This window comes from Serratia inhibens, from assembly GCF_003591175.1.
Lineage (GTDB): Bacteria > Pseudomonadota > Gammaproteobacteria > Enterobacterales > Enterobacteriaceae > Serratia > Serratia inhibens.
Genome location: NZ_QYYG01000001.1, coordinates 1,821,808 through 1,835,847 on the forward strand (window position 1 = coordinate 1,821,808; position 14,040 = coordinate 1,835,847).

Below are 14,040 nucleotides of genomic sequence, written 5' to 3' on the forward strand. Positions count from 1 at the left end.
AAATCAACGCTTCTGGCACACTCCTTGCTTTAATTACTCTGTGATTTAAAGCCGATTTACTTTTACTGACGTTTTGTCGCACTTACGCACAACCTGAGAGCATCACCAGCACCGGAAAGGTGCATCAGGGTTTTGTTGCATTAATTTGGTGCGCGTGGCGTCTCAAAAAATGAAACATTTTAGTTTCATTGCGTTCACAATCGGCTATTTTCTAACGGTTATCCGTTCCAAGACTATCTTTATATCTTGAGCAAGAGATCCCCGTTTTAAATCTGACGCTCTTTCGTCAGAACCACGACAACAGCAAAGGAGCTGGACCATGCAAATGCGTAAATTGGCGTTATCGTTACTGCTGATCGGTATGGCGAGTAACGTAGCCCATGCGGAAGAACTGACAGGTACGCTGAAGAAAATCAAAGACAACGGCGTGATCGTTATCGGCCACCGCGAATCGTCAGTGCCGTTCTCCTACTACGACAACCAGCAGAAAGTTGTGGGCTACTCTCAGGACTACTCCAACCAAATCGTTGACGCTGTTAAGAAAAAACTGAACATCCCCGATCTGCAGGTAAAAATGCTGCCGATCACCTCGCAGAACCGTATCCCGCTGCTGCAGAACGGCACCTTTGATTTTGAATGCGGTTCAACCACCAACAATATTGAACGTCAAAAACAGGCTGCCTTCTCCGACACCATCTTCGTGGTGGGTACCCGCTTGCTGGTGAAAAAAGGCTCTGACGTCAAAGACTTCAAAGACCTGGCCGGCAAACCGGTGGTGGTCACCTCCGGCACCACGTCAGAAGTGCTGCTGAACAAACTGAACGACAGCGGCAAGATGAACATGCGTATCATCAGCGCCAAGGACCACGGTGACTCGTTCCGCACCCTGGAAAGCGGCCGTGCCGTAGCCTTCATGATGGATGATGCGCTGCTGGCAGGCGAACGAGCCAAAGCGAAGAAGCCGGATCAATGGGAAATCCTCGGCACACCTCAGTCGAAAGAAGCTTACGGCTGTATGCTGCGTAAAGACGACGCCGAGTTCAAAAAACTGGTCGATGACACCATCGCTCAGGCCCAAACCTCCGGTGAAGCGGCAAAATGGTTTGATAAGTGGTTCAACCAGCCAATTCCACCAAAGAACCTCAACATGAACTTCGCCCTGTCAGACGACATGAAGCAACTGTTCAAAGAGCCGAACGATAAAGCACTGAACTAATAGAAAAAGAGCTGGGGCGGCCGCCAGGCCAAACCAGCCCTGTTGATGGCTGGGACAGACAGGAATGAGGGGGGCCGTTCCCCTCCCTCATTTTCCCCATAACTCACAACCGATATGCGCGCACATAAGCCAGCCTGACTGGCCGCGATTCGATCTGTACTGAGCTGAATAGTCATCAATCTTTAGGCGCTCTGCGCCCGCTTAACGGAGTTTGTTATGTCAATAGATTGGAACTGGGGTATCTTCCTGCAGCAGGCCCCGTTTGGGAATACCACCTACCTCGGCTGGATTTGGTCCGGCTTCCAGGTCACGGTAGCCCTCTCCGTCTGTGCATGGATTATCGCTTTCTTTGTCGGTTCGCTGTTCGGTATTTTGCGTACCGTGCCAAACCGTTTTCTTTCCGCTCTCGGCACCTGTTACGTCGAACTGTTCCGTAATGTGCCGCTGATTGTGCAATTCTTTACCTGGTATCTGGTGGTTCCGGAACTGCTGCCGGCCAATCTGGGTATGTGGTTCAAAACCGAACTCGATCCTAACGTGCAGTTCTTTGTCTCCTCCATGCTGTGCCTCGGGCTGTTTACCGCTGCCCGCGTATGCGAACAGGTGCGCGCCGCTATTCAGTCCCTGCCGCGTGGCCAACGCGCCGCCGGGCTCGCCATGGGCTTGACGCTGCCGCAAACCTATCGCTACGTGCTGCTGCCGAACGCCTACCGGGTGATAGTGCCGCCGATGACCTCGGAAATGCTCAACCTGGTCAAAAACTCCGCTATCGCTTCAACCATTGGTCTGGTGGATATGGCCGCTCAAGCCGGTAAACTGCTGGATTACTCCGCGCATGCCTATGAATCCTTTACCGCCATTACGCTGGCCTATATCGGCATCAACGCCGTGATCATGCTGTTTATGCGTCTGGTAGAGAAGAAAGTGCAGTTGCCTGGCAATATGGGGAGTAAATAATGTACGAATTTGACTGGGCATCCATTGTCCCAAGCTTCCCTTACCTGCTGCAAGGGTTGGTCATCACGCTGAAGATCACCGTGACCGCCATCGTTTTCGGCATCCTCTGGGGCACCATTTTGGCGGTCATGCGCCTGTCGCCAATCAAGCCTATCAGCTGGTTTGCCACACTCTACGTCAACCTTTTCCGTTCCGTACCGCTGGTGATGGTGCTGCTGTGGTTCTACCTGGTGGTTCCAAGCTTATTACAACAAGTTCTGGGGCTGTCGCCGAAAACCGATATTCGCCTGATCTCGGCTATGGTAGCCTTTTCCCTGTTTGAAGCGGCCTATTACTCGGAAATTATCCGCGCCGGCATTATCAGTATTTCCCGCGGCCAGTCTTCCGCCGCACTGGCGCTGGGCATGACCCACTGGCAGTCGATGAAGCTGGTGATCCTGCCGCAAGCGTTCCGCGCGATGGTTCCGCTGCTGCTGACTCAGGGCATCGTACTGTTCCAGGATACTTCGCTGGTCTACGTACTGAGCCTGGCCGACTTCTTCCGTACCGCCTCAACCATCGGCGAGCGCGACGGCACACAGGTTGAAATGATCCTGTTCGCCGGCTTTGTCTATTTTGTTATCAGTCTCGCCGCCTCGGCGCTGGTAAGCTATTTGAAGAAAAGGACTGTTTGATGATATCCCTGAAAAATGTTTCTAAGTGGTACGGTCACTTTCAGGTTCTGACCGATTGCACCACAGAAGTAAAAAAAGGCGAGGTGGTGGTGGTCTGTGGTCCTTCAGGCTCGGGCAAATCTACCCTGATCAAAACCGTCAACGGTCTGGAGCCGATTCAGCAAGGCGATATCCTGGTGAACGGCACGGCGGTCAACAACAAGAGCACCAACCTGGCGCAGCTGCGCTCCAAAGTGGGTATGGTATTCCAGCATTTTGAGCTGTTCCCGCACTTGTCGATCATCGACAACCTGACGCTGGCGCAGGTAAAAGTGCTAAAACGCGATAAAGCCGCCTCCCGAGAGAAAGGCCTTAAATTGCTGGAGCGCGTTGGCCTGACCGCCCACGCCAACAAGTTCCCAGGGCAGCTTTCCGGCGGCCAGCAGCAGCGCGTGGCCATCGCCCGTGCGCTGTGCATGGATCCGATCGCCATGCTGTTCGATGAACCGACCTCCGCGCTTGATCCGGAAATGATCAACGAAGTGCTGGACGTCATGGTCGAGCTGGCGCAAGAAGGCATGACCATGATGGTGGTAACCCACGAAATGGGCTTTGCCCGTAAGGTGGCCCACCGGGTGATCTTTATGGATGAAGGCAAAATTGTCGAAGACCGCAACAAAGACGACTTCTTCAACAACCCGGAATCAGAGCGCGCCAAAGACTTCCTGGCCAAGATCCTGCATTGATTCATTGACACTATGCGCCCCGCCCGGGGCGCATTTTCGCCCCCTTTCCCGGCACTAAAAGCGCTTGTTTCTCCCCTGTTTTGATCCGATGCTCGTTGGATAACAACAAAGGAGATAAACATGCCCCGCCCTATCATTATCGATTGTGACCCCGGCCTGGACGATGCCATTGCCCTTGCCATGGCGCTGCGCTCGCCGGAACTGGACGTCAAGGCCATCACCACTTCCGCCGGCAACCAGACGCCGGAGAAAACCCTGCATAACGCGCTTGGCCTGCTGACGCTGATGAAACGCGAAGATATTCCCGTCGCTGCCGGTGCCGCAGCGCCGCTGATGCGTGCGCTGGTGATTGCCGATCATGTCCACGGCAAAACCGGTATGGGCAATACCCATCTGCCAACGCCAACGATAAAACCGGTCACGCAAACCGCCGTGGAATTGATAGCCGGCCTGCTGCGCACCAGCCCGCAGCCGATCACCCTGGTGGTCACCGGCCCGATGACCAATATCGCCCTGTTACTGGCCCAGCATGCCGAGCTGAAAGGCAACATCGAGCGTATTGTATTTATGGGCGGTGGTATGAATGCCGGCAACGCCACGCCGGTGGCGGAATTCAATATCTTTGTCGATCCGGAAGCCGCAGAAATAGTGCTGAAGTCCGGCGTGCCGCTGACCATGGCCGGGTTGAACGTTACCCATCAGGCACTGGTGTTGCCGAAGGATATCGAGCGTATCCGCCAGATTGACAACCCGATGGCGCAGGCGGTCGCAGAGATGCTCGATTTCTATCTGCCGCTGTACCTCCGCCACCCACGCGGGTTGCCGGGTGCCGCGATGCACGATCCCTGCACCATTGCCTGGCTGCTGGCACCGCAGCTGTTTACCGGCATCGAACGCTGGGTCGGCGTGGAAACCAAAGGGGAATATACCCTCGGCATGACGGTGGTGGATGACTTCCAGCAGAGCGGCAAACCGGCCAACGTTCAAGTGCTGACCGGTATTGATCGCGAAGGATTTATCGAGCTGCTGATTGAACGCGTGGCACGCTACTGATCTGCCGGGGCGCCGATTGCGCCCTGGTACATTCAATTTTTTTGATTTAACTCAGCGAATTTTTACGCTATCACCGGCTGCAGCTTGCCTCTAATATGCTTTGCACACGCAGCATCAATTATCCCTTAGAGTAAGCCCGGAGATAGCATAATGAGTCGCATACTGGTCCTGAAATCAAGTATTCTGGGCGATTATTCCCAGTCTGGAAAATTAGTCGATTTTTTTGTTGAACAGTGGCGCGAAGCGCATCCGGATGACACCTTTACCCTTCGTGATCTGGCCAACCCAACTCTGCCCGAACTGGATGGCGAAGTGATTGGCGGTTTTAACGCCGGCGATAACCCATTGACGCCGCACCAAAAAGAAACGCTGGCGCTTTCCGATGAGCTGATTGCTGAATTGAAATCGCACGACACCATCATCATCGGTGCCCCGATGTACAACTTCAATATTCCCACTCAACTGAAGATCTACTTCGATCTGGTGGCCCGCGCCGGCCAAACCTTCCGTTACACCTCTGAAGGTGCGGAAGGCCTGGTTACGGGTAAAAAAGCGATCGTGATCTCCAGCCGCGGCGGTATCCACGCCGATACGCCAACCGATCTGATCACCCCTTATCTGAAACTGTTCCTCGGTTTTATCGGCATCACCGACGTAGAATTCGTGCTGGCGGAAGGTTTTGCCTACGGGCCGGATGCCGCTGAAAAAGCCGCACAAGACAGCCGCATCGCCGTGCTGCAAAAGGTGCCGGCCAAGATACGGTTAACCTCAGTGGCCCAGCCCGCGGCGGTACAGGCCACGGCAAACGGCGGTTTTCTGAGTAATCTGATGAAAAAGCTCTTCGGCTGATCGCCGCCCCTCATTCTGATTTACCGGGCAAGAAGAATGAGGGGGCAAACTCAGGGTTCGAAAGGCCGACGCTGGAACTGGTCATGGCCGCACTTAGGGCACAGCGGCAGCACTTCCGGCGTGTAAAACGCCAAATGATGGTGGCACTGTTCGCACACCAGGTTACCCAGCCCAACCACCTCACCGCTGTGGTAGACGCCGTGATGGCTGACGTCTTTAAACACTTCTCGCCATTCCAACTGGGTTTTATCCGTAATATCCGCCAGCTCCTGCCACAGGCTCTCCTTGATGACCCGCATAAAGACGCTGTCGGTAAACTCGCCCTTGCTTTCCTGGTAACTGCGGGCGAACTCTTCCAGGTCGCGCCGTACCGCCTGGATCACCTGCTCCACCTCACCGCGCGTCAATTCGCCCGCTTCGTTCAGCCGTTTTTCGGCGCCGGCGACCAATTCGTCAATATCACGCTCTCCATTTTTCAGACGTTCGGTCAGAGATGCCACCAATTCGCGGTAATACTGAGCAACCTTGTTCATATTCTCTCCTCGATGAACTCACGTGACAGGGCTTATCTCCCAAAACTATCTCTTATCATTTTAGTCGTAAATTGCTGATGTCACTTGGCAAGGCACGGGATCCTCAAGATGTGAGTCACATCATGGCGGGGATTTTTTAAATACGCCGAGTCGGGCGCTTGGTGTTGTTGCCGGGAGGTCTTATCAGCTATGCTATGCGGATCTACGAATACTAAATCTTCATAGCCTTATCTCTGACTGAGGTAACGGTTTTACACCTACAGGACCACCGGCCGCCATGCAAGAGCAATACCGTCCAGAAGACATAGAATCGAATGTACAGCTTCACTGGCAAGAGAAGCAGACTTTCAAGGTTACCGAAGACGCGAGCAAGGAAAAGTACTACTGCCTATCCATGCTGCCCTACCCATCAGGCCGTCTGCACATGGGACACGTTCGTAACTACACTATCGGCGACGTGATCTCGCGCTATCAGCGCATGCTGGGCAAAAACGTGCTGCAGCCAATCGGCTGGGATGCGTTCGGCCTGCCGGCGGAAGGCGCCGCGGTGAAGAACAACACCGCACCGGCCCCGTGGACCTACGACAACATCGAATACATGAAGAACCAGTTGAAACTGCTGGGCTTCGGCTATGACTGGGATCGCGAGATCGCCACCTGCGATCCGGATTACTACCGTTGGGAACAGTGGTTCTTCACCAAACTGTACGAAAAAGGCCTGGTCTACAAGAAAACCTCTGCGGTCAACTGGTGCCCACACGATCTGACCGTACTGGCCAACGAACAGGTTATCGACGGCTGCTGCTGGCGCTGCGACACCAAGGTCGAGCGTAAAGAGATCCCGCAGTGGTTTATCAAAATCACCGACTACGCCGATCAGTTGCTCAACGATCTGGATACGCTGGAAAGCTGGCCAGAGCAGGTGAAAACCATGCAGCGCAACTGGATTGGCCGTTCTGAAGGGGTGGACATCACCTTTGACGTGGCGGGCAGCGACGAGAAGCTGACCGTTTACACCACCCGCCCGGATACCTTCATGGGTGCCACTTATGTGGCCGTCGCTGCGGGCCACCCGCTGGCGCAACAGGGTGCGGTGAATAACCCGGCGCTGGCTGAATTTATCGAAGAGTGCCGCAATACCAAAGTGGCCGAAGCCGACATGGCGACGATGGAGAAGAAAGGCATGCCGACCGGCCTGTTCGCCATTCATCCGCTGTCCGGCGAGAAAGTGCCGGTTTGGGTCGCCAACTTCGTCTTGATGGAATACGGCACCGGCGCGGTAATGGCGGTTCCGGCTCACGATCAACGCGACTGGGAGTTCGCCACCAAATATGGCCTGCCGATCAAACCGGTAGTGCTGGCGCTCGACGGCAGCCAGCCGGACGTGCACGCCGAAGCGATGACCGAAAAAGGCACACTGTTCAACTCCGGCGAGTTCGATGGCCTGGATCACGAAGCCGGTTTCAACGCCATTGCCGACAAACTGGTTGCCAAAGGCGTGGGCCAACGCAAGATCAACTACCGCCTGCGCGACTGGGGTGTCTCTCGTCAACGTTACTGGGGCGCCCCGATCCCGATGGTGACGCTGGAAGACGGCACCGTAATGCCAACCCCGGAAGACCAACTGCCGGTGATCCTGCCGGAAGACGTAGTGATGGACGGTATTACCAGCCCGATCAAAGCCGATCCCGAGTGGGCGAAAACCACCGTTAACGGCCAGCCGGCGCTGCGTGAAACCGACACCTTCGACACCTTTATGGAGTCCTCCTGGTACTACGCGCGCTACACCTGCCCGCAGTACGACCAGGGCATGCTGGACCCGGCTGCCGCCAACTACTGGCTGCCGGTCGATCAGTATGTCGGCGGTATCGAACACGCCATCATGCACCTGATGTATTTCCGCTTCTTCCACAAACTGCTGCGTGACGCAGGTCTGGTCGATTCCGACGAGCCGGCAAAACGCCTGCTGTGCCAGGGTATGGTACTGGCGGACGCCTTCTACTACACCGGCAACAGCGGCGAGCGCGTCTGGGTTTCCCCGGTCGACGCCACCGTTGAACGCGACGACAAAGGCCGCATTGTTAAAGCCACCGATCCACAAGGCCGTGAACTGGTCTATGCTGGCATGAGCAAAATGTCGAAGTCGAAAAACAACGGCATCGACCCGCAGGTGATGGTTGAGAAATACGGCGCGGATACCGTGCGTCTGTTCATGATGTTTGCTTCGCCGGCAGAAATGACGCTGGAATGGCAGGAATCCGGTGTTGAAGGGGCAAACCGCTTCCTGAAACGCGTTTGGAAACTGGCCTACGAACACCTTGAGAAAGGCGCTGTCCAGCCGCTGAACGTCGCGACGCTGAACGAAGATCAGAAAGCGCTGCGCCGTGATCTGCATAAGACCATCGCCAAAGTGACCGATGATATTGGCCGTCGTCAAACCTTCAACACCGCCATTGCGGCCGTGATGGAGCTGATGAACAAACTGGCCCGCGCTCCGCAGGAAAGCGAGCAGGATCGCGCTCTGCTGCAGGAAGCGTTGTTGTCCGTCGTTCGTATGCTGTATCCGTTTACCCCGCACGTTTGTTTCTCGCTGTGGCAGGCGTTGGGCGGTGAAGGCGATGTGGATACCGCAGCCTGGCCGCAGGCTGACGAGCAAGCGATGGTCGAAGATTCCAAGCTGGTTGTAGTACAGGTAAACGGCAAAGTTCGCGCTAAAATCACTGTGGCAGCAGATGCAACCGAAGAGCAGGTACGTGCGCGTGCCGCTGAGGAACATCTGGTCGCTAAATATCTGGACGGGGTTACGGTTCGTAAAGTGATCTATGTTCCGGGCAAATTGCTTAACCTGGTTGTGGGTTAACACAAGGAGGAGTTGTGCGACATCGTATTCTGACGCTGTTGCTGGGGTTGGCGGTGCTGGTCACCGCCGGCTGCGGTTTTCACCTGCGTGGCACCACGCAGGTTCCCTCGGAAATGAAAACGCTGATACTGGACAGTGGGGATCCTTATGGTCCGCTGACCCGGGCAGTGCGTGAGCAATTGCGCCTGAATGACGTGACAATCGTCAAAGATCCGAAACGTAAGGATGTTCCTTCCCTGCGTATCATCGGTTCCAGCGAAAGCCAGGACACCGCCTCGATCTTCCAGGACGGTAAAACCGCTGAGTATCAGATGGTGCTGACCGTTCAGGCTCAGGTGCTGATCCCGGGTCATGATCTGTATCCGCTGAACGTGAAAGTCTTCCGTTCGTTCTTCGACAACCCGCTGACCGCGCTGGCAAAAGATTCCGAACAGGACATTATTCGCCAGGAAATGCGTGATCAGGCCGCCCAGCAACTGGTGCGCAAACTGCTGACCGTGCATGCGGCGGAAGAACAAGCTCAGCAAAAAGCTGCCGCCGCCGGTGAAAAAGCGGAAAGTCTCTCAGCGCAATGATCCGTATTTATCCTGAACAACTTGCCGCGCAGCTCCGAGAGGGGCTGCGCGCTTGTTATTTACTGAGTGGCAATGAACCGTTACTGCTGCAGGAAAGCCAGGATCTGATCCGGCAGGCCGCGCAACAGCAGCAGTTCACCGAGCACTACAGCATTTCTCTCGACGCCCATACCGACTGGGACGCCATTTTCAGCATCTGTCAGGCCATGAGCCTGTTCGCCAGCCGCCAGACGCTGCTGCTGATCTTCCCGGAAAACGGCCCGACCGCCCCTATCGGTGAACAACTGATCAAGCTGGCGGCTCTGCTGCATGACGACATCTTGCTGATGCTGCGCGGCCCTCGCCTGACCAAAGCGCAGGAAAACAGCGCCTGGTTCAAAGCGCTTAGCCCAAATGGCGCTTACGTCAGTTGCCAGACGCCTGAACAGGCGCAGTTGCCGCGCTGGGTGATGCAGCGTGCCAAAAGCATGAAGCTCGAGCTGGACGATGCGGCCAATCAACTGCTGTGTTACTGCTACGAAGGCAACCTGCTGGCGTTATCACAGGCGCTGGAAAGGCTGTCTCTGTTGCACCCGGACGGTAAACTCACGCTGCCGCGCGTTGAACTGGCAGTCAATGACGCCGCCCACTTTACGCCATTCCACTGGCTGGACGCCCTGCTGGCAGGCAAAAGCAAGCGCGCCTGGCATATCCTGCAGCAAATGCAGCAGGAAGATGTCGAACCGGTGATCCTGCTGCGCACCCTGCAACGCGAACTGCTGCAACTGCTGAACCTGCAACGACGCATGGCCTCCGTGCCGCTGCGCACGCTGTTCGATCAATACAAGGTCTGGCAAAACCGTCGCAACCTGGTGACGCAGGCGCTGCAGCGGCTGTCCGGCGCTCAATTGCAGCAAGCGGTCCATCTGCTGGCGCAAATTGAAATCACCCTTAAACAGGATTACGGTCAGTCGGTGTGGCCGGAACTGGAAACCCTGTCGATGCTGCTGTGCGGCAAACCCCTGGCCACGAGTTTTTCAGATGCCCACTAATCCACAAAGCGCGACAATCCTGCATGCCCTGTTCGGCGGCACCTTTGATCCTATCCATTACGGCCATTTGCGGCCGGTGGAAGCGCTGGCCGCAGAAGTCGGCCTGAACCAGGTCACGCTGCTGCCAAACCACGTCCCCCCCCACCGTCCGCAACCTGAGGCCAATGCCCAACAACGGCTGAAGATGGTTGAGCTGGCGATCGCCAATAACCCGCTGTTCGCCGTTGACGACCGTGAACTGCACCGCACTGCGCCTTCCTATACCATCGAGACGTTGGAAAACGTGCGTAAAGAACGGGGCCCCACGTTGCCGTTGGCGTTTATTATTGGTCAGGATTCGCTGCTGACGCTGCACAAATGGCATCGCTGGCAGGCGTTGCTGGATATCTGCCATCTGTTGGTGCTGGCCCGCCCCGGCTACAATGACCAAATGGATACGCCGGAACTGCAACAGTGGCTGGAGCGCCATCGGGTCACCGACGCCGCGCTGCTCAGCCAACGACCGCAGGGGCATATTTATCTGGCCGACACGCCGTTGTTGGAAATTTCCGCCACGGAAATCCGCCAGCGCCGCCATCAGGGCATCAGCTGTGACGACCTGTTGCCGCGCTCGGTACAGCGCTATATCGAGTTGCAGGGTTTATATCGCTAGCCGAAGTCGCGTGATATACTGCGCCGCTATTTTTCAGGTATTCGCTGAAAACCCCGGAAACCTTAGCTGGCCGGGCAATTACCAGCTGGCTTTCAGCGGCATCCTGCCGACATTATCATTGATTCAGGCCGCATGCGGGCATTTGCCTGCCGCAGTCGAACAAACAGAACACACCCGAGGGGGAACCTTTGCAAGGTAAAGCGCTCCAAGATTTCGTCATCGATAAAATTGATGACCTGAAAGGCCAAGACATTATCGCTCTGGATGTACAGGGCAAATCCAGCATCACCGATTGCATGATCATCTGCACCGGGACCTCCACCCGCCACGTGATGTCTATCGCCAACCACGTAGTGCAGGAAGCCCGTTCCGCAGGTATGGAACTGTACGGCATGAAAGGTCAGGAAGCCTCCGACTGGGTAGTCGTCGATTTGGGCGATGTGATCGTACATATCATGCAGGAAGAAAGCCGTCAGCTGTATGAGCTGGAAAAACTCTGGGGCTAAGCGGTGAAACTGCAACTGGTAGCGGTCGGCACCAAGATGCCAGACTGGGTGCAGACCGGTTTTATGGATTATCTGCATCGTTTTCCGAAAGACATGCCGTTTGAGCTGACCGAAATCCCGGCAGGCAAGCGCGGCAAGAATGCCGACATCAAACGCATTCTGGAAAAGGAAGGCGAGCAGATGCTGGCTGCGGTGGGCAAAGGCAACCGCATTGTCACGCTGGATATCCCCGGTACGCCGTGGGAAACCCCGCAGTTGGCGCAACAGCTCGAACGCTGGAAGCAGGATGGCCGCAACGTCAGCCTGCTGATTGGCGGCCCTGAAGGGCTGGCGCCGGCCTGCAAAGCCGCTGCCGAACAAAGCTGGTCGCTCTCGCCATTGACATTACCGCATCCTTTAGTGCGCGTCCTGGTGGCTGAAAGCCTCTATCGCGCCTGGAGTATTACAACAAATCATCCTTACCACCGGGAATAACCGGTGGTGACAGTGACAGAGTGAAATAAAGCAGCGGGATGAAAATAGAACGTAACCCTTTTCGCGACTATACGGCTGAATCTGCCCTGTTTGTACGCCGCGCCCTGGTGGCGTTTTTGGTCATTCTGGTGCTGAGCGGCACCCTGATCGCCAATCTGTATAATCTGCAAATTGTCCGCGTTGAGGATTACCGCACCCGCTCCAACGAAAACCGCATCAAGCTGGTGCCCATCGCCCCCAGCCGCGGCATTATCTACGATCGTAACGGCACCCCGCTGGCGCTCAACCGCACCATCTATCAGTTGGAACTGATGCCGGAAAAAATCGATGACCTGAAAGCGACGCTGCAGGCGCTGCGTCCGGTGGTCGATCTGACCGATGACGACATCACCAACTTCGAGAAAGAGCGCAAGCGCTCACGCCGTTTCGTTTCCATCCCGGTGAAAACCGCGCTGAACGAAGTCCAGGTCGCCCGCTTTGCGGTCAATCAGTTCCGCTTCCCCGGCGTGGAAGTGAAAGGCTACCAGCGCCGCTATTATCCTTATGGCTCCGCCCTCACCCACGTCACCGGTTACGTCTCGAAGATCAACGATCGCGACGTCGAACGGCTGGACAAAGACGGCAAACTGGCCAACTACGCCGCCACCCACGATATCGGCAAGCTGGGCATCGAACGCTATTACGAAGACACCCTGCACGGCAAAACCGGCTACGAAGAGGTCGAGGTCAACAACCGCGGCCGGGTCATCCGTCAATTGCACGAGCAGCCGCCTTCCGCCGGCCAGGACGTTTACCTGACGCTGGATCTCAACCTGCAACGCTATATCGAGCAATTGCTGGTGGGCAGCCGGGCAGCGGTGGTGGTGAGCGACCCGCGCACCGGCGGCATTCTGGCCATGGTCTCCAACCCCAGCTACGACCCGAACCTGTTCGTGGACGGCATCTCGAGCAAAGAGTATCAGGGGCTGCTGAACGATCCGAACCGGCCACTGATCAACCGCGCCACGCAAGGGGTTTACCCACCTGCGTCGACGGTAAAACCCTATATTTCCGTCTCGGCGCTCAGCGCCGGGGTGATCACCAAAAACACCATAGTGTTCGATCCCGGTTGGTGGCAGTTGCCCGGTTCGGAAAAACGCTTTCGCGACTGGAAAAAATGGGGCCATGGCCGCCTGAACGTCACCAAGGCGCTGGAAGAATCGGCGGATACCTTCTTCTATCAGGTGGCGTACGATATGGGCATCGATCGCTTGTCGACCTGGTTGACCAAGTTCGGCTACGGCCAGTACACCGGCATCGATCTTTCCGAAGAACGTTCCGGCCTGATGCCGACTCGCGACTGGAAATTCAAACGCTATAAAAAACCCTGGTACCAGGGCGATACCATCCCGGTGGGCATCGGCCAGGGTTACTGGACCGCAACGCCGATCCAGATGTCCAAGGCGCTGAACACCCTGATTAACGACGGTAACGTCAAAACGCCGCATCTGCTGCAAAGCACCCGCGTCAACGGTGCGCTGGTGCCTTTCCGTCAGGAAGAGAGCACGCAGATCGGTGATATTCATTCCGGCTTCTGGGAAATTGCCAAAGACGGCATGTATGGTGTCGCCAACCGTCCTAACGGGACGGCGCGCAAGTACTTCGCAGATGCACCCTACAAAGCCGCGGCAAAATCGGGTACCGCACAGGTATTCGGCTACGAAACCTACAACGCCCACAAACTGGCAGAGCACCTGCGTGACCATAAGCTGATGACCGCCTTTGCGCCGTACAATAATCCAACGGTATCGGTCGCCATCATTTTGGAAAACGGCGGTGCCGGTCCGGCGGTCGGGACGATTACCCGCCAGATCCTCGACCATATCCTGCTGGGCGACAACAATACGCAATTACCAGCCGAGGCCCCACTGCCGCCTGGTGTAGAAGGTGATTAAG

Annotated in this window: 14 protein-coding genes; 13 read left to right on the forward strand and 1 reads right to left on the reverse strand. The window is 56.1% G+C overall.

Annotated features, from left to right (window positions below; translation table 11 throughout):
* Positions 1 to 319 precede the first annotated feature (319 nt).
* The 6 genes from D4100_RS08655 to D4100_RS08680 all read left to right on the forward strand — a co-directional run bounded on the left by D4100_RS08655 (position 320) and on the right by D4100_RS08680 (position 5,474).
* Positions 320 to 1,216, forward strand: coding sequence for an amino acid ABC transporter substrate-binding protein (locus D4100_RS08655; protein ID WP_006319911.1), 897 nt, complete (start codon positions 320 to 322; stop codon positions 1,214 to 1,216).
* 216 nt (positions 1,217 to 1,432) lie between these two features.
* On the forward strand, positions 1,433 to 2,173 hold the full coding sequence (locus D4100_RS08660; RefSeq protein ID WP_006319909.1) for an amino acid ABC transporter permease: 741 nt from the start codon (positions 1,433 to 1,435) through the stop codon (positions 2,171 to 2,173).
* The gene (gltK, locus tag D4100_RS08665; protein ID WP_004949616.1) at positions 2,173 to 2,847 is read left to right on the forward strand and encodes a glutamate/aspartate ABC transporter permease GltK; all 675 of its coding nucleotides are present in this window, start codon (positions 2,173 to 2,175) and stop codon (positions 2,845 to 2,847) included. The genes D4100_RS08660 and gltK overlap by 1 nt, the downstream gene beginning before the upstream one ends.
* Positions 2,847 to 3,572: an amino acid ABC transporter ATP-binding protein gene (locus tag D4100_RS08670; RefSeq protein ID WP_006319906.1), complete on the forward strand. Its 726-nt coding sequence runs from the start codon at positions 2,847 to 2,849 to the stop codon at positions 3,570 to 3,572. Before gltK ends, D4100_RS08670 begins: the two co-directional genes overlap by 1 nt.
* A 120-nt stretch (positions 3,573 to 3,692) precedes the next feature.
* Positions 3,693 to 4,625 (forward strand): pyrimidine-specific ribonucleoside hydrolase RihA, encoded by a 933-nt coding sequence (rihA, locus tag D4100_RS08675; RefSeq protein WP_119804051.1) that lies wholly within the window; start codon positions 3,693 to 3,695, stop codon positions 4,623 to 4,625.
* A gap of 150 nt (positions 4,626 to 4,775) precedes the next feature.
* Entirely contained in the window at positions 4,776 to 5,474 is a 699-nt protein-coding gene (locus D4100_RS08680; protein WP_119804053.1) for an FMN-dependent NADH-azoreductase, read from the forward strand.
* Between the two features lie 50 nt (positions 5,475 to 5,524).
* Here the strand turns inward: D4100_RS08680 and D4100_RS08685 are convergent, their stop codons facing one another.
* Entirely contained in the window at positions 5,525 to 6,007 is a 483-nt protein-coding gene (locus D4100_RS08685) for a zinc ribbon-containing protein (RefSeq protein ID WP_004949608.1), read from the reverse strand.
* 277 nt (positions 6,008 to 6,284) lie between these two features.
* On the opposite strand from D4100_RS08685, the gene leuS reads away from it, so the two are divergent.
* From leuS to mrdA, 7 genes are all read left to right on the forward strand, one after another.
* On the forward strand, positions 6,285 to 8,867 hold the full coding sequence (gene leuS, locus D4100_RS08690) for a leucine--tRNA ligase (protein WP_006319891.1): 2,583 nt from the start codon (positions 6,285 to 6,287) through the stop codon (positions 8,865 to 8,867).
* A 14-nt stretch (positions 8,868 to 8,881) separates the two neighbouring features.
* Positions 8,882 to 9,442: an LPS assembly lipoprotein LptE gene (gene lptE / locus D4100_RS08695; RefSeq protein WP_006319889.1), complete on the forward strand. Its 561-nt coding sequence runs from the start codon at positions 8,882 to 8,884 to the stop codon at positions 9,440 to 9,442.
* Positions 9,439 to 10,473 carry a DNA polymerase III subunit delta gene (gene holA / locus D4100_RS08700; RefSeq protein WP_006319887.1) on the forward strand — a complete coding sequence of 345 codons (1,035 nt, stop codon included), beginning with the start codon at positions 9,439 to 9,441 and terminating at the stop codon, positions 10,471 to 10,473. The genes lptE and holA overlap by 4 nt, the downstream gene beginning before the upstream one ends.
* Positions 10,463 to 11,125 carry a nicotinate-nucleotide adenylyltransferase gene (gene nadD / locus D4100_RS08705; RefSeq protein ID WP_006319884.1) on the forward strand — a complete coding sequence of 221 codons (663 nt, stop codon included), beginning with the start codon at positions 10,463 to 10,465 and terminating at the stop codon, positions 11,123 to 11,125. Before holA ends, nadD begins: the two co-directional genes overlap by 11 nt.
* Positions 11,126 to 11,313: 188 nt before the next feature.
* Positions 11,314 to 11,631 carry a ribosome silencing factor gene (gene rsfS, locus D4100_RS08710; RefSeq protein WP_006319883.1) on the forward strand — a complete coding sequence of 106 codons (318 nt, stop codon included), beginning with the start codon at positions 11,314 to 11,316 and terminating at the stop codon, positions 11,629 to 11,631.
* Positions 11,632 to 11,634: 3 nt separating this feature from the next.
* Positions 11,635 to 12,105: a 23S rRNA (pseudouridine(1915)-N(3))-methyltransferase RlmH gene (gene rlmH, locus D4100_RS08715; RefSeq protein ID WP_004949595.1), complete on the forward strand. Its 471-nt coding sequence runs from the start codon at positions 11,635 to 11,637 to the stop codon at positions 12,103 to 12,105.
* Positions 12,106 to 12,143: 38 nt separating this feature from the next.
* The gene (gene mrdA / locus D4100_RS08720) at positions 12,144 to 14,039 is read left to right on the forward strand and encodes a peptidoglycan DD-transpeptidase MrdA (protein WP_119804055.1); all 1,896 of its coding nucleotides are present in this window, start codon (positions 12,144 to 12,146) and stop codon (positions 14,037 to 14,039) included.
* Position 14,040: the final 1 nt, after the last annotated feature.

Excerpts from the sequence above, each read along its gene's own strand:
- D4100_RS08655 (WP_006319911.1), top strand. The coding sequence starts at position 320 with ATGCAAATGCGTAAATTGGCGTTATCGTTACTGCTGATCGGTATGGCG.
- D4100_RS08660 (WP_006319909.1), top strand. The coding sequence starts at position 1,433 with ATGTCAATAGATTGGAACTGGGGTATCTTCCTGCAGCAGGCCCCGTTT.
- gltK (WP_004949616.1), top strand. The coding sequence starts at position 2,173 with ATGTACGAATTTGACTGGGCATCCATTGTCCCAAGCTTCCCTTACCTG.
- D4100_RS08670 (WP_006319906.1), top strand. The coding sequence starts at position 2,847 with ATGATATCCCTGAAAAATGTTTCTAAGTGGTACGGTCACTTTCAGGTT.
- rihA (WP_119804051.1), top strand. The coding sequence starts at position 3,693 with ATGCCCCGCCCTATCATTATCGATTGTGACCCCGGCCTGGACGATGCC.
- D4100_RS08680 (WP_119804053.1), top strand. The coding sequence starts at position 4,776 with ATGAGTCGCATACTGGTCCTGAAATCAAGTATTCTGGGCGATTATTCC.
- D4100_RS08685 (WP_004949608.1), bottom strand. The coding sequence starts at position 6,007 with ATGAACAAGGTTGCTCAGTATTACCGCGAATTGGTGGCATCTCTGACC.
- leuS (WP_006319891.1), top strand. The coding sequence starts at position 6,285 with ATGCAAGAGCAATACCGTCCAGAAGACATAGAATCGAATGTACAGCTT.
- holA (WP_006319887.1), top strand. The coding sequence starts at position 9,439 with ATGATCCGTATTTATCCTGAACAACTTGCCGCGCAGCTCCGAGAGGGG.
- nadD (WP_006319884.1), top strand. The coding sequence starts at position 10,463 with ATGCCCACTAATCCACAAAGCGCGACAATCCTGCATGCCCTGTTCGGC.
- mrdA (WP_119804055.1), top strand. The coding sequence starts at position 12,144 with ATGAAAATAGAACGTAACCCTTTTCGCGACTATACGGCTGAATCTGCC.